Annotated in this window: 21 protein-coding genes; 6 read left to right on the forward strand and 15 right to left on the reverse strand. The window is 45.0% G+C overall.

The window, feature by feature from the left end:
- Position 1: 1 nt before the first annotated feature.
- The 6 genes from D891_RS09300 to ruvX are packed head-to-tail and all read right to left on the reverse strand — an operon-like array spanning position 2 to position 5,385.
- Positions 2 to 1,306, reverse strand: coding sequence for a TldD/PmbA family protein (locus D891_RS09300; RefSeq protein ID WP_025209052.1), 1,305 nt, complete (start codon positions 1,304 to 1,306; stop codon positions 2 to 4).
- A complete protein-coding gene (locus D891_RS0100285; RefSeq protein WP_025209053.1) occupies positions 1,293 to 2,327 on the reverse strand; it encodes a deoxyguanosinetriphosphate triphosphohydrolase in 1,035 nt (344 codons plus the stop codon). Before D891_RS0100285 ends, D891_RS09300 begins: the two co-directional genes overlap by 14 nt.
- Complete coding sequence (locus D891_RS0100290) at positions 2,321 to 2,752, reverse strand: hypothetical protein (protein WP_025209054.1); 432 nt, start codon at positions 2,750 to 2,752, stop codon at positions 2,321 to 2,323. Before D891_RS0100290 ends, D891_RS0100285 begins: the two co-directional genes overlap by 7 nt.
- Positions 2,745 to 4,028 carry a tRNA (N6-isopentenyl adenosine(37)-C2)-methylthiotransferase MiaB gene (gene miaB, locus D891_RS0100295; protein WP_025209055.1) on the reverse strand — a complete coding sequence of 428 codons (1,284 nt, stop codon included), beginning with the start codon at positions 4,026 to 4,028 and terminating at the stop codon, positions 2,745 to 2,747. The genes D891_RS0100290 and miaB overlap by 8 nt, the downstream gene beginning before the upstream one ends.
- Complete coding sequence (mltG, locus tag D891_RS0100300) at positions 4,025 to 4,978, reverse strand: endolytic transglycosylase MltG (RefSeq protein WP_025209056.1); 954 nt, start codon at positions 4,976 to 4,978, stop codon at positions 4,025 to 4,027. Before mltG ends, miaB begins: the two co-directional genes overlap by 4 nt.
- Entirely contained in the window at positions 4,975 to 5,385 is a 411-nt protein-coding gene (ruvX, locus tag D891_RS0100305) for a Holliday junction resolvase RuvX (RefSeq protein WP_025209057.1), read from the reverse strand. Before ruvX ends, mltG begins: the two co-directional genes overlap by 4 nt.
- Positions 5,386 to 5,471: 86 nt before the next feature.
- Between ruvX and D891_RS09305 the strand changes: the two genes are divergently transcribed.
- Positions 5,472 to 6,569, forward strand: a complete 1,098-nt coding sequence (locus D891_RS09305) for an N-acetylmuramoyl-L-alanine amidase family protein (protein ID WP_025209058.1) — start codon at positions 5,472 to 5,474, stop codon at positions 6,567 to 6,569.
- On the opposite strand, the gene pheA is transcribed toward D891_RS09305, so the two are convergent.
- The 9 genes from pheA to D891_RS0100355 are packed head-to-tail and all read right to left on the reverse strand — an operon-like array spanning position 6,558 to position 16,468.
- Positions 6,558 to 7,661 carry a prephenate dehydratase gene (gene pheA, locus D891_RS0100315; RefSeq protein ID WP_025209059.1) on the reverse strand — a complete coding sequence of 368 codons (1,104 nt, stop codon included), beginning with the start codon at positions 7,659 to 7,661 and terminating at the stop codon, positions 6,558 to 6,560. The genes D891_RS09305 and pheA overlap by 12 nt on opposite strands.
- The gene (locus D891_RS0100320; protein WP_025209060.1) at positions 7,631 to 8,581 is read right to left on the reverse strand and encodes an acetyl-CoA carboxylase carboxyltransferase subunit alpha; all 951 of its coding nucleotides are present in this window, start codon (positions 8,579 to 8,581) and stop codon (positions 7,631 to 7,633) included. The genes pheA and D891_RS0100320 overlap by 31 nt, the downstream gene beginning before the upstream one ends.
- 9 nt (positions 8,582 to 8,590) lie before the next feature.
- Positions 8,591 to 9,814: an aspartate kinase gene (locus tag D891_RS0100325; protein ID WP_025209061.1), complete on the reverse strand. Its 1,224-nt coding sequence runs from the start codon at positions 9,812 to 9,814 to the stop codon at positions 8,591 to 8,593.
- A 13-nt stretch (positions 9,815 to 9,827) separates the two neighbouring features.
- The gene (locus D891_RS0100330) at positions 9,828 to 11,963 is read right to left on the reverse strand and encodes an FtsK/SpoIIIE family DNA translocase (protein ID WP_025209062.1); all 2,136 of its coding nucleotides are present in this window, start codon (positions 11,961 to 11,963) and stop codon (positions 9,828 to 9,830) included.
- A 1-nt stretch (position 11,964) separates the two neighbouring features.
- Positions 11,965 to 13,620 (reverse strand): ribonuclease J, encoded by a 1,656-nt coding sequence (locus D891_RS0100335; protein WP_025209063.1) that lies wholly within the window; start codon positions 13,618 to 13,620, stop codon positions 11,965 to 11,967.
- Positions 13,605 to 14,330, reverse strand: a complete 726-nt coding sequence (rsmA, locus tag D891_RS09015; RefSeq protein ID WP_025209064.1) for a 16S rRNA (adenine(1518)-N(6)/adenine(1519)-N(6))-dimethyltransferase RsmA — start codon at positions 14,328 to 14,330, stop codon at positions 13,605 to 13,607. Before rsmA ends, D891_RS0100335 begins: the two co-directional genes overlap by 16 nt.
- Positions 14,309 to 15,325: a 4-hydroxythreonine-4-phosphate dehydrogenase PdxA gene (gene pdxA, locus D891_RS0100345; protein WP_025209065.1), complete on the reverse strand. Its 1,017-nt coding sequence runs from the start codon at positions 15,323 to 15,325 to the stop codon at positions 14,309 to 14,311. The genes rsmA and pdxA overlap by 22 nt, the downstream gene beginning before the upstream one ends.
- Complete coding sequence (locus D891_RS0100350; RefSeq protein ID WP_025209066.1) at positions 15,318 to 15,578, reverse strand: RNA-binding S4 domain-containing protein; 261 nt, start codon at positions 15,576 to 15,578, stop codon at positions 15,318 to 15,320. Before D891_RS0100350 ends, pdxA begins: the two co-directional genes overlap by 8 nt.
- Positions 15,575 to 16,468, reverse strand: a complete 894-nt coding sequence (locus D891_RS0100355; RefSeq protein ID WP_269563559.1) for a peptidylprolyl isomerase — start codon at positions 16,466 to 16,468, stop codon at positions 15,575 to 15,577. Before D891_RS0100355 ends, D891_RS0100350 begins: the two co-directional genes overlap by 4 nt.
- 103 nt (positions 16,469 to 16,571) lie before the next feature.
- Here D891_RS0100355 and D891_RS0100360 point away from each other — a divergent pair, with 103 nt between their 5' ends.
- The 5 genes from D891_RS0100360 to metG are packed head-to-tail and all read left to right on the forward strand — an operon-like array spanning position 16,572 to position 21,358.
- Entirely contained in the window at positions 16,572 to 17,534 is a 963-nt protein-coding gene (locus D891_RS0100360; RefSeq protein ID WP_025209068.1) for a 3'-5' exoribonuclease YhaM family protein, read from the forward strand.
- Positions 17,500 to 18,102 (forward strand): dTMP kinase, encoded by a 603-nt coding sequence (gene tmk / locus D891_RS0100365; RefSeq protein WP_025209069.1) that lies wholly within the window; start codon positions 17,500 to 17,502, stop codon positions 18,100 to 18,102. The genes D891_RS0100360 and tmk overlap by 35 nt, the downstream gene beginning before the upstream one ends.
- Entirely contained in the window at positions 18,087 to 18,659 is a 573-nt protein-coding gene (locus tag D891_RS0100370) for a hypothetical protein (RefSeq protein WP_025209070.1), read from the forward strand. Before tmk ends, D891_RS0100370 begins: the two co-directional genes overlap by 16 nt.
- 3 nt (positions 18,660 to 18,662) lie before the next feature.
- Positions 18,663 to 19,496: a PSP1 domain-containing protein gene (locus D891_RS0100375; protein ID WP_025209071.1), complete on the forward strand. Its 834-nt coding sequence runs from the start codon at positions 18,663 to 18,665 to the stop codon at positions 19,494 to 19,496.
- Positions 19,493 to 21,358 carry a methionine--tRNA ligase gene (gene metG / locus D891_RS0100380; protein ID WP_025209072.1) on the forward strand — a complete coding sequence of 622 codons (1,866 nt, stop codon included), beginning with the start codon at positions 19,493 to 19,495 and terminating at the stop codon, positions 21,356 to 21,358. The genes D891_RS0100375 and metG overlap by 4 nt, the downstream gene beginning before the upstream one ends.
- Positions 21,359 to 21,366: the final 8 nt, after the last annotated feature.

Consider the following 21,366-nt stretch of genomic DNA (forward strand, 5'->3'; position numbering starts at 1 on the left):
TTTAACCACCTATAACGCAGTCTGCTATAGCAACATCGGGGCTGCCGATGCTGCCAAGGAAATACAGGTTGTCTGAGATGGCTATGATGCGCTTTATTATCTCATAGAAGTTGTCTGCGAATGTTGCTGCCTTGAAATAGCTTACAAGCTCGCCGTTGTGAACCAAAAACCCGTTTATGCCTAAGGAGAAGTCGCCGCTTATGGGGTTTGCCATGTGTAGCCCCATCACATCGATGATATAGATGCCGTCTATCATGTTTAAAAGCCTATCCCTGCTCGTTGCTTTGTCGGGTTTTATATAGAGGTTGAATGGCCCAACCTTTGGCATGGAATCAAAGCCGCCCCTTTTGGCGTTTGATGTGTTTGGCATGTTGAGCTTGTTAGATGTGTATGTATTGTGGAGGAATGTTTTGAGTATGCCGTTTTCAACAACAACCGTATCGGCTCTTTCTATCCCCTCATCGTCTGTCTGCATGGAATTGGGGCGCCTTTCTATCCGTTTGGCGTCTATGATCGTTATGTTTTCTGAGAATACCTGCTCGTTCAGCTTATCCTCAAAAGGCGTTGTTTGGTTTATAACCGAATAGGCGTTAAATGCACCGATAAAGTGGGCCAGTATATCCCTGAATGTGTTGTTGGATATGATTATACTGTATTTTTTTGTGTCGATGGATGTTGGATAGAGCTTGTTTATTGCCAGGCTTGAGGCCTTTTTGTATAAAAAGTCAAAGTCTATTGCTTCCAGGCTATCGCCATCCAAGGCGTAATAGCCTAAATCCGATATCTTATCCTCTGCAAGCACCTCTATGGCTGAGGATACATGCGTCTTGCTGTATGAGGCGTTTAAACCGTAGCTGTTTGCTATCTGAACATTTACTGAGTATGTGCCTATCGATGCGGATTTTACCTCTTTGATTCTTTTGTCAAAACCCATGGCATTTGAGGAGATCTCGTTTAGCTTGTCCTTTATGAGTTTCTCATCCAGTTCTATCTTTTTGGCCTTTTCTTCTATTGTTGTGCTTGTTTGTGGAATGGTTTTGGCATCCACATCCTTGACGATCCTGCTTGCCTTTTTCAAATCGTCTATTATCTGATCTAAATTGGGCTTATCGGTTAGGCTTGTGTATCCAAAGATCAGCTTGTTGTTCTTAACTGCCCTTATACCTATACCCCTTTTTTGCGTTAATTGCTTGGAGAAGTCCTTTGCGTTTTTTAGCTCAAACCCCTCCTCTTTTGATTCTTCTAAAAACACCTCTGTTGTATCGAATTCATCCGCTATCCTGTTTAAAACATCAGAAGCTAACACTACCCCCCTCCCACGGTTTCGGTAAGAATATCTGCTGGTATAAGTTTAGCGCAAATCTATCTGTCATGCCAGAAATATAATCGACAACGACCGTCTCTGTATCGTCTGAAAAGTGTTTCTTTATCTTTTGCGGGTTCTCCATAAAATAGTCGAACAGGTCGCTTATGATCTTTGAGGCCTTGTTTACCTCGTTCATAACATTCTCGCTTAAATAGACATTCTCAAACAGATAGTCCCTCAAGGCATCCAGCGCCTGGAGTTTTTCCTCTTCCATCGATATGAACGCATAGTTGTTCTGCTGTGTTGAGCGTATCACGCTTTTAACCATTGTGGCTATCCTTTTTGCATGTGTATCACCCAGCTCATCCAGTATATCTTTGGGTATATTGTTGTTTTCTATTATGCCCGCTCTTATGGCATCGTCTATATCGTGGTTAACATAGGCTATGATGTCTGCTATGCGGACGATTTGACCCTCGAGCGTTTTGGCAAGGTGCGTTTTGTCTTTTGGTATTATATCGCCCCTGCCCTTTGAGTGTTTCAGTATACCGTCCCTTACCTGATTGGTCAGGTTTAGCCCCTGGCCGTCCTTTTCTATAACATCAACCACGCGGAGGCTTTGAACCCAGTGTTTAAACCCCTTTTTCGATTTTTCGTTTAGTATCTTCTCGCCTGCATGCCCAAACGGCGTATGCCCTAAATCATGCCCCAATGCTATGGCCTCTGTAAGGCTTTCGTTTAGAAGGAGCGCTTTGGCTATGGTGCGTGCGATTTGAGACACCTCAAGCGTATGGGTCATGCGGGTTCTGTAGTGGTCTCCGCTTGGTGAGAAGAACACCTGCGTTTTGTGTTTGAGCCTCCTGAAGGCCTTGGAGTGGATGATCCTGTCTCTATCCCTCATGAAGTCGGTTCTTACATCGTCTTTTTCATCCCCCTTGGGCCTTGTTGCGTTTTTTGATAAAAAAGCAGCCCCGTGGAGGGTATCTTCCTCTATTTTCTCCAGTATCTCTCTGATTAGCATAAATCCAGTTCTTTTAGAAGCCTATACCAGAGGGAATCCTCGATGGTTTCGACCTCTAAGAAGCATGCCTCCCTTTTTATGTAAAAAGGGGCATTCGCCAAAACACCCAAAACCAGGCCATCCTCTATGCTTATAGGCAGGTATTTTACCTCTGAGTGCGGGTTGACCACCCTTATCGCAGCCTTGTTTTTGTATCCGTCGAGGATTACGATGGCATCGATGGAGTATCCAAGCGAGGCCAAAAGCTTTAAAACCAGCTCATAGATGCCATCGGAAGGCACATAAACGCCGTGCATCAGAAGCGATATGAACTTGGCCTTTGAGTAATCGATGGGAAACTTGTAATAGAAGCCGTCCATGTCCTGGCAATAGACATCACCACCGCCACTGCCCAATTCAACATCGGTTATTTGAAGCTCAATCATTGCCAACCCCTTCAGTGATTTCTCCTATCAGTGAGTGTTTAAGGGCCTTTGTTATCTTAACCCTCAAACAATCGCCTGCTTTAATATTATCCCTAAAGTCGAAATTGACAACTATGTTTTGCCTGTTTCTGCCTGCAAGCATGCCCTCTTTCTTGGCCTTGCCCTCAACGAGCACCTCGACTATCCTGCCCACATAATCCTTAAGCTTCTTTTGTGTTATTTGAGCCTGCAACTGTTGCAGGTGGTTTAGGCGATTTAGTTTGGTTTCTTCGTCTATCTGACCCTCCATGTCTTTGGCTTTTGTTAGTGGTCTTTTGGAGTATTTGAACGAGAACGATGTGTCGTATTCAACCGTCTTTACCACCTCGACCGTTTGTAGGAAGTCTTCTTCTGTCTCTTGCGGAAAACCCACAATTATATCGGTGGTTATTGAGCCTTGGGGTATCATCTCCTTAAACATCATAACCTTTTCTAAGTATTCCTCTTTTGTGTAACCCCGCCTCATTAGTTTCAATATCTTGTTCGATCCGGATTGTATAGGCAGGTGTATGTGTTCGCAAACCTTATCTAAATCCCTCATGGCCTCGATTAGTTCCTTTGAGAAGTCCTTTGGGTGAGAGGTGGTAAACCGTATGCGCTTTAGGCCTTCTAACTTGTTTACCTCATAGAGCAGATCCACAAAGCTATAATTCAATCCCTTGCCGTATGAGTTTACATTCTGTCCAAGCAGCATAACCTCCCTGGTGCCGTTATCTATCAGCTTTTTTATCTCATCGATTATTGCCTCTTTTTTTCGGGATATCTCCCTTCCCCTTGTGAAGGGCACAATGCAATAGGTGCAGAAGTTGTTGCAACCATACATAATATCAACAAATGCGCTTACGCTTTTTGTGTGGGGAAAGATATAATCGGGGTTGTCCATCCTCTCCTTGATAAAAACCCCCTTTTGCGGGTTTTTTGCTATGTTGTAAAACTCATCTATCGTGTTTGTGCCTATGACGATGTGTGCTACCCTGCTTAGCTTTTCATAATTTATCTGGGCAACGCAGCCCATAGCCACAACGGTTGCGTTTCTATTTTTGAATTTTAATCTCCCTATCTCGCTGTAAATCTTGTTTTCGGCCTTCTCCCTGACGGCACAGGAGTTTACGATTATCAGGTCTGCCTCTTTTATATCACTCGTCATCCTCCAGCCGTTTTGAGTCAAGATGCCTATGACCTTCTCTGAATCCCTTTCGTTCATCTGGCAGCCGAAGGTTTTTATATAGAAATTCATTTTAGATACTTCCTTATGTTTCTGTTGTGTTCTTTTAGTGTTTTACTGAACACCATCTCGCCGTTCCTTTTGGAGATGAAATAGAGATAATCGGTCGGTTTGGGGTTGTATGCCGCAAATAGGGCATCACTTCCAGGGTTGCAGATCGGCGCAACGGGCAATCCCCTGCGTTTGTATGTGTTAAACGGCCTGGTCAGGCTTGTGGTTGAGTCCATCTGAAGCGGCATGCGTTTTTTGAGCCTGTTGTATATCACGCCCGCCACCAGTTGCATATCCTTTATCCTTGTTGCCTCTTTTTGTATGATGGAGGCTATGATGAGTTTGTCGTAATCGTCTTTGCTGAATTTATCCTTGCCGGTTATGTCTCTAAATACCTCAGCAAACCTCCTGCACATCAAGCCGGCTATGGTGGCCGTTTTTTCCCCTATGGCTATATAGTATGTGTCGGGGTATAAAAAACCCTCTAAGGTTTTGGCCCCATAACGGGCGCACTGCTTTATGAAGCTCTGGTTATCCGATAGGGCAAGCAGCCCCTGGCCGTCAAAGCCCTTTTTGCTTAAAAGCTTTGCTATTTTGCGGATTGTCCATCCCTCGGGTATGGTGATCTTCTTTGTGTATAACTCTGGATTGGTAAGCTCTTTTAGGATCTGTTTTGGTGTTGAGTCTGTGTAAAACAGGTGGACGCCCGCCTTGATCTGTTTTGCCTTGCCCGTTAGTCTAACATAGTAATAAAACCAGTCGCCCCGCTTCAATAGCCCCCTAAATTTCAGCTTTTTTATTATTGAGCGCACCGATTCGTTCTTGTGTATCTCGATGTATATGGGCTTGTGTTTGTTGGATGGAGGGGAATTTAAGAAGCTGTTAAACTTAAAAATAGTGAAGATTACAAATGCTATAACGATTAACAGAACGAATATGTTGGCTATAAATAGTTTCTTTAGAAAATTCATATCAGGGAATCTAAATAGCCTTGAAGGATGAAGGTTGCCGCTATCTTGTCTATTACCTTCTTTTTGTTCTTCCTGCCCTTGATGTTTGCCTTGTTTAGTATCCTTTCGGAAAACCGCGTCGACATCCTCTCATCCCACTCGATAATCTCCACGCCGCCTATCCTGTTGGATAGCTCCTCTATGAAGCCTTCGGTCTCAAGCGCCCTTTTGCCCTTCTCACCTTTTAGCGTTATGGGCATGCCAACAACGATCCTTGTTATGTTGTTTTCCCTTACTATCTCTTCTATCTTGCTGAAGCATTCCTCATCTGCATCGATCACCCCATGCGGTAAGGCTATCGTGTTTGTCTGATCGCTTATGGCTATGCCTATCTTTTTTGTTCCATAGTCTATGCCTAAAACCCTCATAAATCCCCCTGCCTAACTATAATAATTTAGGCCATCAAAAGCAAGAAATTTGGCAATTTTGGTCAAAATAGGCTATAAATAGACCCATGAGGCGGTTCGTTGTTCTAATCCTGTTTATTTTATACGCATCGTTAGCCCAGGCAGATGGCCTTGTAAAGCTTAAGGGGTTTGGCTGTCTGAGGATATCGGATGGTGTTCAAAATGTCATTTTGACCTTTAGCGGCATAAGGCATTATAGGTTTATCAGGCTTTCTGACGATTACTGGTATATTGCGGTTCCGAATAGGATTATAGCAGTCGAGACAGACCTTAAACCGTGCGGTTATATAAAAAGGATTCTAACCCGTATCATCAAGGGTGAAACGAGGATATTCTTCAAGATGGACAAGGGCTATTCCTATCACTTCCGACTTGTTCTATCCAAAGGCGGCAGGTTTTTGGTTGTAAGGATAAAGGCAGACAGAAAAAGCGCTCCAATACAGGGCAAGCCCCTGATTGTCAGTCCCAAAAAGAGAAGGGCGGTTATAGTCATAGACCCAGGACACGGCGGTAAGGACCCCGGCGCTATTGGTCCGTTGGATAAGGAGAAGGATGTTGTGCTTTTTATAGGCAGGTATGTGGCCGATTTTCTAAGAGCCGATGGCTATAAGGTTTATATGACAAGGCGGGGCGATACCTATCCCACATTGGCAGATAGGGTGAAGCTGGCAAACAGGGTAAAGGCCGATGTTTTTGTCTCGATCCATGCCAATTACTCGCCAAAGAGGAAAGACAACGCCAGGGGGCTTGAGGTTTACTTTCTAAACACCACATCCGACAAGAGGGCGCTTTCTTTGGCTGCAAGGGAAAACGGGATGAGCCTATCCCAATTGGGGGACTTGAATAAAATCATACTCTCCCTGATACAAACAAAGAAGATCCAATACTCCAAGGTGCTGGCATCAAAGGTCTATAGGGATATGCTGATCTGGGGCAGAAAGGTCTATAAGACCTACAAGGGCAGGGGTGTTAGGCAGGCCCCGTTTTATGTGCTTGTCGGCACCAGATGTCCATCCATTCTTATAGAGACGGCATTCATTAACAACCCTGTTGATGCGGTGTATCTCCATAAGGATTCCTTTAAAAGGGAGTTGGCAAGGGGTATAGCAAGGGGTATAGAGGCCTTTGTTAGGCTATACAGATAAACGCTGGTCTTTGGGGTATGAGCCCAAGATCTTCAAGAATACGGTCAGTGGCTCTATCCTTGAGAGTGCATCCCTTAGTTTCTGATCCTCTATATGAGCCTCAGCATCCACATAGAATATGTATGAAAAGTTCTTCTCCCTGGACGGTCTGGATTCTATACGGGTCAGGTTTATCTTGTTCTGATAAAACGGCTGCAGTATCTCATACAAAGCCCCGACCTTATCCCTGATGGAAAACATGAATGATGTTTTATCGTTGCCGGTTTTTGAGGGTATCTTTTTGCCGATTACCAGAAACCTCGTTATGTTGTTGGTTCTATCCTCAATGCCGCTTGCCAGAACATTCAATCCGTAAATCTCGCTTGCCGCCCTGGATGCTATGGCTGCGGCCGTTTCGTCTTTTTCTGCTATCTTTGCCGCCTTGGCCGTTGATACGGTTTCAAATAAGGGGACATTGGGCAGGTGTTTCTTTATCCAGTTCTTACACTGACCCAAGGCGTTGGGGTGTGAGTATATGGCCTTTATCTGCTGTAGATTGGTGGCCTTTGAGAGCAAGTTATGCTTGATGTCTATGTATATCTCAGAGACGATCTTGACGGAGGATTCTATAAACATATCCAGTGTGTAATGCACAACCCCCTCGATGGAGTTTTCTATAGGCACAACGCCAAAATCTGCCCTATCGTGCTCCACATCCATGAAGACATCCTCTATCGACTCCTCAGGGACATAGTGCAACGATAGACCGAACCGCTCAATGGCCGCCTGGTGGGTGAATGTGGCCTCAGGGCCTAAATAGCTTATCGTTAAAGGCTCCTCAAGCCTTATAGATGCGCTCATTATCTCCCTGAATATCGTCTTTAGGCTCTTTATGGGGAATTCCTCCTTGGCATAGGCCTCTATCATCTTATAGATCTTTGTCTCCCTGTCGGGTGAGTAAAAGGGCAGGTTGTGTTTGCGCTTGATCCTGCCCACCTCCTTTACAAGATTCGCCCTTTCTTCCAATAGCTCTATGATTCTTTTGTCTATATCGCTTATCTTATCCCTTAAGCGAGAGAGCTCTATAGAAACTGCGTTGTCATCTTTCTCCATTTTTCCCATCTCTTGGCAAGCAGCTTTTTCTTGGAGAGTTTTGTAAGCTCTCCGAGGCTCTTTGTTATGAACCCCTTTACCCTGTTTGCCATCTCATCGTAATTCCTGTGAGCGCCGCCTATGGGCTCTTTGATTATCTCATCGATCACGCCAAGTTCATACAGATCCTTGGCCGTTACCTTCATGGCTTTGGCTGCCTCAATGGAGTGGCTGGCATCCCTCCATAGGATCGATGAGCACCCCTCAGGCGATATGACCCCGTATATGGAAAACTCAAGCATGCCTATCCTATCACCCACAGCTATAGCCAAAGCACCGCCTGAGCCACCCTCGCCGGTTATGATGCTAACCACAGGCACGCTCACCTTGAACATGGTGTATAAGTTTACCGCTATGGCCTCGGATTGTCCCCTCTCCTCAGCCCCAATGCCTGGATATGCGCCGGGTGTGTCGACAAATGTTATTATGGGCATATTGAACTTTTCGGCCAGCTTCATGATCCTCTGGGATTTCCTGTATCCCTCCGGGTTGGCCATGCCGAAGTTTCTGTATAGGTTGTCCTTTGTGTTTTTACCCTTCTGATGGCCGATGATTGCCACCCTTTGTCCGTCTAAATATCCAAACCCGGCCACGATGGCCTTATCGTCTGCAAAGTGCCTATCGCCGTGCACCTCTGTAAAATCGTCAATTATACGCTCGATATAATCCAATGTATAAGGCCTGTTTGGGTGTCTTGCGATCTTTATAATCTTGTCTATGGAGAGGTTCTCAAACTCCTTCTTGAGTATCTGGTTTTTCTTGTTTTCTAACTGTTCTATCTCCTGTTTTACATCCAATCCCCGCTCTTCTGCCATCTTCTTTAGGTTTTCTATCTGCTCCTCTATCTCATAGATGGGTTTTTCAAAGTCCAGCAAAAACATCGTATCCTCCTATTCTTTATCAAGACCAAATGCTTCATGCAGGGATCTTACGGCAAGCTCTGTGTATTTTTCATCAATCAGACACGATATCTTTATCTCTGAGGTCGATATAGCCCTTATGTTTATGTTCTCCCTTGCCAATGTCTCAAACATCTTGGCAGCAACGCCCGGATGAGACCTCATACCCACACCGACAACGGAGACCTTGGCGACATCCTTGTTTATGCTAACCTCACCGGCTTTTAGCTCCTCGGCCAGTCTCTTTAATACATCAAACGCCTTATCCGCCTCATCCCTCTGAACGGTAAAGGAAATATCCGTGGTTTTTCCGTCATCGCTAACATTCTGAACGATCATGTCGACATTTATGTTGTTTGCGGCTATCTCTTCAAATATCTTGGCAGCAACGCCGGGTCTGTCTTCAACCTTGTTTATCTTAAGTCTCGCCTGATTCTTATCCTGAGCTATGCCGGAAACAACGATCTTCTCCATTTCCTTATCCTCCTTTGTTACTAATGTCCCTGGATTGAAGGTAAAGCTGGAAAGCACCATTATAGGAACATTATACTTCATACCAAACTCAACGGAGCGTATCTGTAAGACCTTAGCACCCAAACTTGCAAGCTCCATCATCTCAGAATAGCTTATCTTATCCAGCTTCCTTGCGTTTTTGACTATCCTTGGGTCTGCTGTGTATATGCCATCAACATCGGTGTATATCTCGCATACATCGGCCTTAAGCGCTGCGGCTATGGCCACAGCCGTTGTGTCTGAGCCACCCCTTCCCAGGGTTGTGACATCACCCGTTGTATGGCTTATCCCCTGGAATCCTGCAACGATCACTATCTCGCCGTCGTCCAAATGCTTCATGATGTTCTCTGTATTGATGGATTTTATCCTTGCCTTGGTATGGACCTCATCGGTTATTATGCCGCACTGTCTTCCTGTCATGGCCACGGCCTTTGCCCCTATGGCATTGAGCCTTATGGCCACCAGAGCGCTGGATATGCGCTCGCCGCTTGATAGGAGCAGGTCCATCTCCCTTTCACTTGGGCGGTCGGATAGCTCCTTGGCCATCTTGATTAATTTATCTGTTTCGCCTGCCATAGCCGATACTATGGCGACTACCTTATTGCCTTTGTCTGCTGTCTCCTTGATATGCTGGGCCACAATTCTGATTCTCTCTAAGGACCCAACGCTTGTCCCACCGTATTTCTGAACAATAAGAGCCATTTTAAAAGCCCTCCTAAATCAGGATTTCCCTTTTTCCCCTGTGATCGGGTTTTGATAGTATACCTTTTTTTTCCATCTGTTCAACAATTCTTGCAGCTTTATTGTATCCTATTTTCAATCGCCTCTGCAAGTAAGATATGCTGGGGTTTCCGCCCTCTTTTATGATCTGCACGGCCTCATCAAACATGGGGTCTAACTCCTCATCGTCGTCTATTTGGCTCACCTCTTTTGTGGCCTCCATCAACTCCTCGTTGTATTCCGGTTCGCCCTGGGATTTCACAAAATCCGTAATGCGTTTGATTTCGTTATCGCTGATGAATGCGCCATGGATTCTCTCTAATGTTGATGAGCCGGGCTGCATAAACAGCATATCACCCCTGCCGAGCAGGGCTTCTGCACCCTGGGTGTCAAGGATCGTTCTTGAGTCGACCTTGGATGTGACCTTAAACGATATCCTTGCAGGGAAGTTGGCCTTAATCAGGCCCGTCACCACATCAACACTGGGCCTTTGCGTGGCGACGATCATGTGTATGCCGCTTGCCCTGGCCTTTTGCGCCAGTCTTTCGATATACATCTCCACCTTCTTGCCCGATGTCATCATGAGGTCGGCAAGCTCATCAACCACAACAACGATATAGGGCATGGGTGGATAGTCGATTTGATTCGCCTTTGCCTTTTTGTTGAATCCCTCGATGTTTCTGACGCCCGCTTCATACATGATCTTGTATCGGGTTTCCATTTCGTTTATCAGTGCGCTTAGGGCTGCTGCGGCCTCTTTTGGATCGGTTACAACCGGCATCATCATGTGCGGTATGCCGTCGTATATGGAAAGCTCTAAGATCTTGGGGTCTATCATAACAAACTTAACCTCATCCGGCTTGGCCTTATAGAGTATGCTTATTATCATGGTGTTCAGTGAGACGCTTTTGCCTGAGCCTGTTGCACCTGCTATCAGCAGATGGGGCATCCTGGTCAGGTCTGCAACGAAGGGGCTTCCCACCGTATCCTTGCCAAGCCCCAAGGTTAGCTTGGATGATGAGTTGATAAATGTCTTGGACGATAAGATCTCCCTCATGAATACGGTCTGCCTGTTTCTGTTGGATATCTCTATGCCTACGACCGCCTTGCCCGGCACTGGCGCTATGATCCTTACCGACATGGCCTCCATGGCCAGCGCCAGATCGTTGTATAGGTTGGCTATTTTGCTTATCTTAATGCCGGATTTGGGCCTGAATTCATACATCGTAACCACAGGCCCCGGCTTTACGCTGACAACCTTACCCTCAACGCCGAAGTGCTTGAGCTTTTCCTCGAGTTTTCTGGCGTTTTCCTCTATCTCTTCCCTGTTTAGTTCATCATCCCCCACCTTTAGGGGTTCATCCAATAGGTCAATAGGCGGGAATGTGTATCCGTCTTCTGTTTTTGTCTGTATTTGGTCAAGTGTTTCTTCTTTTTTGTTTTTCAGGTATTGGGTGTCTATCTCAAAGGGTGTATCTGTTTTGTCTTCCTGGACGGGTTTTGAATCCTGGGTGCGGTTTTCCTCTGCCTGCTGCGGCTGCTCTTTCGGGTTTTCCTCCTCGGGTGGCTCTATTTTAACTTTTTTTTTTGAGCTGGCTTGCTCCTTGGGTTTTTCTATAGCTTTGCTCTTGTGTGGTATCTTCTGGATTATGGTTGAAATAAACTCCTTCTGGCTTAGGTATAGCGCCCCCAAAGATACAGGCAAAACGATCAGGAATGTGCCTATCTTGCCCAAGAAGAACTCCACCGAGGAGCCCAGCATATAACCCAAAGCACCGCAGAGAAAGAAGCCGTTTCTTGTTAAGTTAGCTCTGTTTATGCCTATCAAGGCATACAGTATAATATCAAACAGTATCAAAAATATGATCCAGAATATTACGCTCCTTCCAAATTTCAACGGGCTTTTTAGATAGGAGAAGGAGCTTAAGGCAAGAAGGAGCGGAGCAAGATAGCCCGCTATGCCAAATCTGTTTAAGATGAAGTATGAGACATTGGCGCCAAAAAGCCCTATGAAGTTCCTTATCCTGGTGTGCGGATAGAACACATCACCAAAGTTGTATGAGATTAGCGCAAGGAACAGTATCAAGGAAACAAAAAGGACAAACAGAACGAAACCGCTGACTCTTCTCATGCTAAATCTCCATGATAATGGGCAGCACCATGGGGCTTCTCATGAGCTTTTTGTGTAAAAACTTGTTCATTGCCTTTCTGATCTTCTTTTTTATCTCATAGGCGTCGGTTTTTAGGTCAACACCGCTTTGGTTTATGAGGTTTTTGACCATCATTGTGGCCTCATGCAGCAGCTTTTGGGATTTTTCCTCATACAGAAGGCCCTTTGTTATGATCTCTGGATCGCTTAATAGCTCGCCTGTTGTATTGCTTACCGTTACGATAACCACAACAAAGCCGTCCGTTGATAGCTTTATCCTGTCCCTTATTACCACATCTTCTATATCGCCCACGCCCTTACCGTCAACAAATACCCTGCCGGTGCGTATTTTGTCTGTGACCTTAGCGTCGTTCTTTGTAAGCGTCAGCACATCACCGTTGTCTATGGTGAAGATGTTGCGTGGCGGTATGCCTAACTCCTCTGCTATCGTTGAGTGTTGTTTCCTCATCATGTATTCGCCGTGTATGGGCATGAAGTATTGCGGCCTTACCATGTTTATCATGAGCTTTAACTCCTCCTGCGATGCATGACCCGATACATGGACATTGGAATTGCCCTCATAGAACACTCGAGCGCCTTTTCTGGATAGGGTGTTTATTATCTTCAGGATGGCCCTTTCGTTCCCCGGTATGGCCTTGGCCGATATAACCACCGTATCGGTGGGTTTTATCTTTATGTTTTTATGCTCACCTAAGGCTATCCTCGACAATCCGCTCATGGGCTCCCCCTGGGAGCCTGTCGTGACTATGATTACCTCGTTATCCGCAAATTTGGAGAGTTCATCCTCGCAGATCAAGACCTCCTGGGGTATGTTTAGATACCCCAACTGCCTTGCGATTGTTGCATTCTGGAGCATGCTCTTGCCCGTGATGCAGACCTTTCTGTTGGTTTCTATGGCTGTATTTACCACCTGCTGGATTCTGTGTATGTTGGATGCGAAGGTCACGACCAATATCCTGCCTTTGGCAGATGAGAATATACTCAAAAAGCCCTTCTTTATCTCCTTTTCTGAGCCTGTAAATCCCCTTACCGTGGCATTTGTGCTATCGCTTAAAAGCAGTTTTACACCCTTTGAGCCGTATTCGGAGAACTTCAGCATATCAAATGGTTTTCCGTCCACCGGTGTCTGGTCTATCTTAAAATCGCCCGTATGTATGATAACGCCCACATCCGTTGTTATGGCAAAGCCAACGCCGTCAACGATGGAGTGGGTTGTCCTTATGGGTTCTATCTCGAAATCGCCAATCCGGAACTTCCTTGACGGTTCTATCTCTATGAATTTTACATTGGTTATGTTGAACTCCTTTAGTTTTGCCTTCACAAGGCCCAGTGTCAATTTTGTGCCGTATATGGGTATGTTGAGGTTCTGCAATAGATAGGGTATTGCCCCTACATGGTCCTCATGCGCATGGGTTAGAATCAAAGCCTTGAGCTTATCTTTATTTTCATAGATATAGCTAAAATCGGGAATGACGATGTCAACGCCCAGCATGTCCTCTTCTGGAAACATTAGGCCGGCATCGATTAATACCATGTCGTTTTCTGTCTCAAATACCGTTGAGTTTAGGCCTATCTCGTCTAAACCCCCTAATGCAACAATATTTACGAATTCTGCCATTTTTCACTCCAAATCCCTATCATTTCTTCAATGGTTAAATCGGACGGTCTTTTTCTTGCGACCTCATCGTCCAACTCTATCCTTAAGTTGTTCTTTACCGTCTTTCTGGGAAAGTAAAAGAGTTGATTTAAAAACGAAAAGAACGATTTGTCTATATCGGGCAGATGCTCCTTCCTTCTGAATTCCACAACGGTTGAGTTAACCTTCGGTTTTGGGCTAAACGAGCCGGGTTTTACATCGAATAGCCTTTGTGTGTGATAGAATAGCTGACTTAGAACGGAAAACTTGTTAAAAGACGGGGTTGATGCTTTTGCGCAGATAACCTCTGCCACCTCTTTTTGAACCATAAAAACCATTCTCTCTATTAATTCCTTCTGCATAACGAAATTCTTTATTATGGGTTTGGAGACATTATAGGGTAAATTGCCGCAAACCCAGGCGTTTTTCTTTAGCTTCGTATCCCTTCCATCCCCCAATACGATATAAACATTACCCTCGTTTTTGAATCTCTCCTTTAAAAAGAGGGCAAGCTGCCTATCGAACTCCACAACCACAACGGTTTTTTTGAGTTTTGCTAACTCCTCGGTAAGCGCCCCCCTTCCTCCTCCGATTTCAACAATCAGTTCTGCATTAGTAAGCCGCTGTGATATTTTATGGGCAACTCCCTTGTTTATTAGAAAGTGTTGCCCTAACTGTTTTTTTGCTTCCATCGAGACATTCTGTATGCCTGCCTTACGGCCTCTGAGAAGCTCTTGTGATCGGCTATGAACTTGCCTGCAATATCAAAAGCCGTCCCGTGGTCGGGTGATGTCCTGATAATGGGGATGCCGAGTGTTATGTTGACGCTTGTGTCAAAATAGAGCGCCTTTAAAACGGCCAACCCCTGGTCGTGATACATGCTTATGAAGCAGTCGTATTTGCCCCGCCTATCCTTTACAAAGAGCGTATCGGCGGAAAATGTGCCTTCCACCGCTATGCCTTCGGACTGGGCCTCTTTTATAGCCGGATTTATGTGTTTCTCCTCCTCATCCCCCATCATGCCGCCTTCTGAGTTGTGGGGGTTTAGGCTGGCAACGGCTATCTTTGGCGATTTGATACCAAACCACTTCTTTAGGTCTTGATTTACTATCCTTATCGTCTTTAAGACCCTCTCCTTTGTTATGAGTTTTGGCACATCCCTTAAGGCAACATGTGTCGTAACAAGCGCTATTCTGAAGCGCTTGGCGGCCAGCATCATAACAAAGTCTCTTACCTTTGTCTTTTCTGCCAATATCTCTGTATGGCCGGGATATTTAAAACCCGCCAGGTTCATTGCCTCCTTGTTTATGGGTGCTGTCACTATGGCGTCTATGTGGTCCTTTAAGGCTGCATCTATGGTCTTTGTAAAGCTCTCATAGGCAACCCTGCCGCATTCTGGGTCTATCGTGCCGATTTTTAGGTTTTTGGGGTCAAAATCGGTAATCTCCACGATGTTTAACTCACCGTCTTTGTAATCTTTGCCTATGTTTGACGGATCATCTATGGGGTTTATGTTGAGTGCGAGATTGAATTTGTCCATATAGTATTCGAATATGTCTGAGTTGCCAAAAATAGCAAGCCTGTATTTGGATGTTAACTCATAGATCATGTGTTTTAGGATTACCTCAACGCCTATGCCTGCAGGATCACCCATACTAACGCCAATAATGGGTCTGTTATCACTCATAATACTCCTCACCCAACATGGTATAGTAATTTATTGCCTCTGCCTTTTTTGTGCCCTTCTGCGGGATGGACTCAACCCTGTATCTTGCCTTCTTCTGTTTGAAGTATATCTCGATCACATCGCCCTCTTTGGGCTCATACGAGGCCTTGGCCTTCTTTGAGTTTACCATAACAAAGCCGTCGTCGCACATCTGCTTTGCCAGCGTGCGCCTCTTTATTATCCTTGTCTCTTTGAGGAATTGATCCAGCCTCATTTTGAGAATACTTCTATGTCGGATCTGGCCCTGACCATCTTCAGCCAGCTCTTTAGCTTTGCAGAAACCCTCTGATCGATGAGTATGTTTCTTATGTCTTCCTTTAGGTTATCCCCGCTCTGGATCTTTAATAGCTTCACTATGTAATACCTACCGTCTGACTCTATGATGTCTGTATATTCACCGGGTTTTAGGCTTAACAGCTTACTCTGCAGGTATGGGTTGAGTGCGTTTATGGGAATTTGCCTGATCTCCTCTCTTACTGCTTTGTTTTCGGTTTTGATGGATTCGAATGTTTTGTTGTTCTTTAGTTGCCTATACACAGCCTCGGCCGTTTTTTTATCGTTCATCGTCAGAATGTCCAGCTTTAGCACCTTGCTGTAATTTTTAAACTGATCCTTGTGCAACTTGTAATAGTTTTCCACATCCTCATCACTGACCCTAACAGAGCCCAAAAACAGCCTTCTTGCAAACTTTATCCTGTATAACTTCAGCATAACGCCCTTTTTGTAATACTCTAAATCTATGTGGTTTTCCTTCAGCTTCTGCAAAAACTCATCCATGCTTAAGTTGTTGGCATGGGCCATGTTCTCCATGTATTTTTCTATGTCTTTGTCCTGCACCTCTATACCCATACTCTTTGCATACTGCTCTATCAAATAGTCATCTATTACGCTGTTTAGGAGTTCTTTTATGTTGTGTGTTCTGTAAAATCCAGCCAGGTTTTGCAGCTCGTATGTTGTTATGGGTTTGCCGTTTACCGTTGCTATAATTTTGTCCACCAGCTGTGCCTCGGATAGCGGACTTATAAATAGTATCACCACAGCAATAATTAACATTCTCAAGCGCATAGCTTTCTCCTTTTGTTTAATGCAAATAAACCGCAACACATACCTAATTAACTATACAAAAAAAACGATTTTTAGCAAGAAGTTTCTTGAAAATGCGACCCTATTCATATATCTTTTATGGGCAAGAATATGGAGGGGCGCTATGTATGACTGCATTGAGGCGATAAAGCAGAGAAAGCTAAAAAAGATAGAGGGAGAGACCTTTTTGGTCTCTGAAAAACACATACTCAAGGCAAGAAACGGTGATGAGTATGTGGGGCTTAAGCTAAAGGACAAAACGGGTATAATCGATGCCAAGATTTGGAATAACCTACTGCATCTGAAGGATAGGTTCGAGGCAGGCGATTTTGTTAAGATAAAGGGCGAGAGCAACTATTACAACGACAACTGGCAGGTGATTATAAAGGACCTTGAGAGGCTGGATGAGAAGGAGGTGGACAAAAGCGCCTTTTTGCCTTCAACCAAAAGGGATATAAACAAGCTTCAAGAGGAGCTTTTAGGTCTAATCGATAGCGTTAAGCATACAGGGCTTAAGAAGGTGCTTGAGGAGGTCTTTCTGAAGGACGATTTTTTAGAGCGATTCAGCAAGGCGCCAGCGGCAAAGACCATGCACCATGCTTATGTTGGCGGGCTTATTGAGCATACCGTTTCTGTGGGCAAGATTGCCTCAGAGCTTGCTAAGGATTACGATGGAGTGGATAGGGATTTGTTGGTAAGTTGTGCGCTGCTGCACGATATAGGCAAGGTTTATGAGCTTGATGCAACCACATTCAACTATACAACGGAGGGCAAGCTCATCGGTCATATAATCATCGGCTATACGATTGTTCAGAATGTTATCGAGAGGTTGAATGTTTTGAGCCAGGAGAAGAAGTTGAATCTATTGCACTGTATACTCGCCCATCACGGTGAATACGAATACGGTTCACCAAAAAAACCCAAGACCAGGGAAGCTGTTTTGATAAACATGATAGATATGATGGATTCGAGGATGCAGCCCGTTTTGGATGCTAAAATAGACGATAGCACCGGCTGGAGCGAGATGATAAAGATAATAGGAAAGAGCATATATGCACCAAAGAAAGCACCCAAAGAGCTGTTGTAAATATATAGCCTTTGAGGGGATAGACGGCTGTGGAAAATCAACGCAGGCCGAGTTGTTTGTGTCTTTCCTAAAAAGGGAAGGGTATGGCGTCTATTTTACCAAAGAGCCGTCGGTTGAGGTTTTTAGGGATCTGCTTCTAAACAGCAACCTAACGGATAAAGCAAAGCTCTTTCTGTTTTTGGCAGACAGGGCGCAGGGCATTGCTAAAATAAGACAGGCTTTGAATGAAGGGCTCATTGTTGTAAGCGACAGGAGTCTCTATTCCACCATAGCCTATCAGGGGTTTGGCATAGGCGTGGATGTGGATTTTTTGAAAAAGGCCAACGAGATTGCCACAGGGGGCTTAAAGCCCGATGTTGTCTTTTTTATAGATATTGCCATTGATGAGATGAAACGGAGGCTAAGAAAACCGGACAGCATCGAATCCAAAAGCGAGGATTTCTTCAGGCGGGTGAGGGATGGCTATCTTGAGTTGTCCAAAATGGAAAAAGGCTTTTACTTAATAGACGGCAGCGGCTCGATAGAGGGTGTGTTTGATAGGGTTTTGGGTGTATGGAGAAGGATTTAGACCGCTTTAGATCCTTTATCTTAGAGGGTGCCGATAGCCAGAAGGCCTTGGAGTTTATAAAGGGGCTGGGTGTGGATAGGGTGTTTGAGTATGAGCAGTTGAAGATAGACGATGTCAGGAGGATAAAGGAGCTATCCACCGTCCACCACAGCGATAGAATCGGCTTTGTTATAGGCAGTGTGGGTTTTGATGCCCAGAACGCCATGCTCAAGTTGACAGAGGAGCCACCGCCGCTGTGCTGGTTTGTGTTTTATAAGCCAGATGAGCTGCTGGATACGATATATTCCCGTTGCCAGAGGGTTTCGTTTAAGCCCACTGCTGAGACAGGGCTTGATTTGGGCATTGTCGATGATGCCGATAGGTTGTTTGGGTATCTTTTTTCTTTGAAGGAGAAGGATGATATTATTGCGGCCCTTGAGTCGCTTATAAGGGTTTTGATAAAGGCAGGCAGAGCCGAGAAGGCAGAAAGGCTGTTTGAGTATGTGAAGACATTGAGGGAATACAACCTCAATAGGAATACAGTTCTAATCAACGCTTTTGTTGATGTTATGGAGTGAAATATGAAGATAGCGATAGTTGAGTTCATGCGTGTTGGTCAGTTATACCCCTATACCTATGAGGGTGAGCTTAAGATAGGCGATCGGGTCATTGCAGAATACGAGCGTGGCCTTGGTATGGGCAAGGTGGTAAAGCTTTTGGAGAACGATGTTATAGATGAGGATATAAGGCCAATAGTTAGAAAGGCCACCGAGGAGGATTTTAAGGTATATCAAGAGAACAAGGGGATAGAGGAGGAGGCCTTTAAGGTCTGTAAAAAGGAGATAGAGGATCTGCAGCTGAATATGAAGCTTGTCAAGGTCGACTGTATGATGGACAGAAAGAAGATCGTCTTTTACTTTACATCGCCCACCAGGGTCGATTTCAGGACGCTGGTTAAAAGGTTGGCCGCCGTGTTTAAGACCCGCATAGAGATGAGGCAGATAGGCGTTAGGGACGAGGCAAGGATTATCGGTGGCCTGGGTTTGTGTGGCGATGAGCTGTGTTGTGCTCGTTTCTTGCGCACATTCAATCCCGTATCGATGAAGATGACCAAGGAGCAGAATCTAAACATAAATGTGAAGAAGATATCTGGTGCATGCGGCAGGCTCATGTGCTGTCTGTGGTATGAGCATGAAACATACGAGGAGTTTTTAAAGATAGCACCGCCTATGGATTCAATGGGTAAGGCCGGCGATGTTGAGGGTAAGGTGGTCTATATCAACCCGATAAAGAAGACCGTTATATTGAGAACGCAGGAAGGGCTTATGGTTGAGGTGCCTGCCGACGATGTTAAGGTTACATCGCCTCCACCCAGGGAGGAGGCAAAAGAATATGAAAGGGGAGCGGAGTCATGAAGAAGTATTACATAACGACGCCCATCTATTATGTGAACGATGTGCCGCACATAGGACACTCTTATACGACATTGGCCGCCGATACGCTGGCAAGGTATAAGAGGCTGTTGGGCGAGGATGTATTTTTTCTAACAGGCACAGATGAACACGGCCAGAAGATCCAGAAGGCCGCTAAGGCCGCAAACACAACACCGAAGCAGTTGGCAGATAGGGTTGTGGAGAACTTCAAGAAGCTATGGAAGAGGCTTGATATAACAAACGACTTCTTTGTTAGAACCACCGACGACTATCATGAAAGGTGTGTTCAGGAAGCCTTTGAATATATTTATAAGAAGGGCGATATATACAAGGGTGAGTATGAGGGGTGGTATTGCATACCCTGTGAGAGCTATTATTCAGAGATCGAGATAGGAGAGGATAGAACATGTCCGGTTTGTGGCAGGAAGCTGGATCTTGTAAAGGAGGAGAGCTATTTCTTTAGGCTTTCTGCTTATCAGGATAGGTTGCTTGAGTTCTATGAAGCCAACCCCGATTTTGTCATACCGCAGACACGCTATAACGAGATTAAGAGCTTTGTCAAGATGGGGTTGAAGGATCTAAGCATCACAAGAACCTCGTTTGATTGGGGTGTTCCTGTTCCGTTTGACGATAAGCATGTTATATATGTTTGGTTTGACGCTCTGCTTAACTATGTTAGTGCTATAGGCTGCAGAAAGGGTGAGTTTGACAGTATCTGGCCGGCCGATGTTCACTTTGTCGGCAAGGATATATTGAGATTCCACGCCGTTTACTGGCCTGCGTTTTTGATGGCTCTCGATCTGCCACTGCCCAAACATGTTGTGGCCCATGGCTGGTGGACGGTTGATGGTAAGAAGATGAGTAAATCCTTGGGTAATGTGGTGGATCCGAACCGGATGATAGAGAAATACCCCAGGGATGCATACAGGTATTTCTTGCTGAGGAATGTGCCGTTTGGTCTTGATGGTGATTTTTCTGAGAAGGAGCTTATAGATAGGATAAATTCGGACCTCGTAAACGACTTCGGTAATCTTTTAAACAGAAGCCTGACAATGATGGAGAAATATGCCAAAGGCCACATAAAGAGGCCTTCTGCCATAAATGACGACAGCTTAAGCATCCTTGCCAAGGACACCTTTAAAAGGGTTGAGGAGGCCCTCAAGGTATTCAGGTTTGATGAGGCCTTGATAGCTATATTTGAGTTTATCAGGAGTGCAAATAAATACATTACACAGAAGGAGCCCTGGAGCTTGAAAAAACAGGGCAAACAGGATGAGTTAGATGAGGTTTTGTATAACCTCTATGCCTCGCTTAAGTTTATAAGCGGCATTATCTCTCCGTTCTTGCCCGATGCGGCAGAGAAGATGCAGCAGATGCTTGGCCTTGAAAAAGACAAGACGATGGAGTTTTATTTAGAGTTTTACAATGTCGAGGAGGCCAGGGTTCAGAGGATGGGAATGCTCTTTGAGAGAATTGAGGAGAAGAAGGAAGAAGAGAAAGAGAATCAGATTGATAAGCGCATAAGCATAGATGAGTTTTTTAAGGTTGATTTGAGGGTAGTCAAGGTTCTTGAGGCAGAAAATGTTGAAAAATCAAAGAAATTGCTTAAACTTAAGATTGATATAGGCGAGGATAAACCGAGAACCCTGGTAGCTGGCTTAAAGGAGTTTTATAAGCCGGAGGAGCTTGTGGGAAGGTTGATAGTTGTGGTGGCGAACCTAAAGCCAGCCAAATTGATGGGTATTGAGTCCAACGGCATGCTATTGGCAGCCAAAGACGACAAAGGCAGACCGGCGATCCTTTCGCCCATTGAGGATGTAAAACCCGGCTCAAAGATTAGCTAAAAAGAGGG

This window comes from Hippea sp. KM1, assembly GCF_000526195.1.
Lineage (GTDB): Bacteria > Campylobacterota_A > Desulfurellia > Desulfurellales > Hippeaceae > Hippea.

Excerpts from the sequence above, each read along its gene's own strand:
- D891_RS0100285 (WP_025209053.1), bottom strand. The coding sequence starts at position 2,327 with ATGCTAATCAGAGAGATACTGGAGAAAATAGAGGAAGATACCCTCCAC.
- D891_RS0100290 (WP_025209054.1), bottom strand. The coding sequence starts at position 2,752 with ATGATTGAGCTTCAAATAACCGATGTTGAATTGGGCAGTGGCGGTGGT.
- miaB (WP_025209055.1), bottom strand. The coding sequence starts at position 4,028 with ATGAATTTCTATATAAAAACCTTCGGCTGCCAGATGAACGAAAGGGAT.
- mltG (WP_025209056.1), bottom strand. The coding sequence starts at position 4,978 with ATGAATTTTCTAAAGAAACTATTTATAGCCAACATATTCGTTCTGTTA.
- ruvX (WP_025209057.1), bottom strand. The coding sequence starts at position 5,385 with ATGAGGGTTTTAGGCATAGACTATGGAACAAAAAAGATAGGCATAGCC.
- D891_RS09305 (WP_025209058.1), top strand. The coding sequence starts at position 5,472 with ATGAGGCGGTTCGTTGTTCTAATCCTGTTTATTTTATACGCATCGTTA.
- pheA (WP_025209059.1), bottom strand. The coding sequence starts at position 7,661 with ATGGAGAAAGATGACAACGCAGTTTCTATAGAGCTCTCTCGCTTAAGG.
- D891_RS0100320 (WP_025209060.1), bottom strand. The coding sequence starts at position 8,581 with ATGTTTTTGCTGGACTTTGAAAAACCCATCTATGAGATAGAGGAGCAG.
- D891_RS0100325 (WP_025209061.1), bottom strand. The coding sequence starts at position 9,814 with ATGGCTCTTATTGTTCAGAAATACGGTGGGACAAGCGTTGGGTCCTTA.
- D891_RS0100330 (WP_025209062.1), bottom strand. The coding sequence starts at position 11,963 with ATGAGAAGAGTCAGCGGTTTCGTTCTGTTTGTCCTTTTTGTTTCCTTG.
- D891_RS0100335 (WP_025209063.1), bottom strand. The coding sequence starts at position 13,620 with ATGGCAGAATTCGTAAATATTGTTGCATTAGGGGGTTTAGACGAGATA.
- rsmA (WP_025209064.1), bottom strand. The coding sequence starts at position 14,330 with ATGGAAGCAAAAAAACAGTTAGGGCAACACTTTCTAATAAACAAGGGA.
- pdxA (WP_025209065.1), bottom strand. The coding sequence starts at position 15,325 with ATGAGTGATAACAGACCCATTATTGGCGTTAGTATGGGTGATCCTGCA.
- D891_RS0100350 (WP_025209066.1), bottom strand. The coding sequence starts at position 15,578 with ATGAGGCTGGATCAATTCCTCAAAGAGACAAGGATAATAAAGAGGCGC.
- D891_RS0100360 (WP_025209068.1), top strand. The coding sequence starts at position 16,572 with ATGTATGACTGCATTGAGGCGATAAAGCAGAGAAAGCTAAAAAAGATA.
- tmk (WP_025209069.1), top strand. The coding sequence starts at position 17,500 with ATGCACCAAAGAAAGCACCCAAAGAGCTGTTGTAAATATATAGCCTTT.
- D891_RS0100370 (WP_025209070.1), top strand. The coding sequence starts at position 18,087 with ATGGAGAAGGATTTAGACCGCTTTAGATCCTTTATCTTAGAGGGTGCC.
- D891_RS0100375 (WP_025209071.1), top strand. The coding sequence starts at position 18,663 with ATGAAGATAGCGATAGTTGAGTTCATGCGTGTTGGTCAGTTATACCCC.
- metG (WP_025209072.1), top strand. The coding sequence starts at position 19,493 with ATGAAGAAGTATTACATAACGACGCCCATCTATTATGTGAACGATGTG.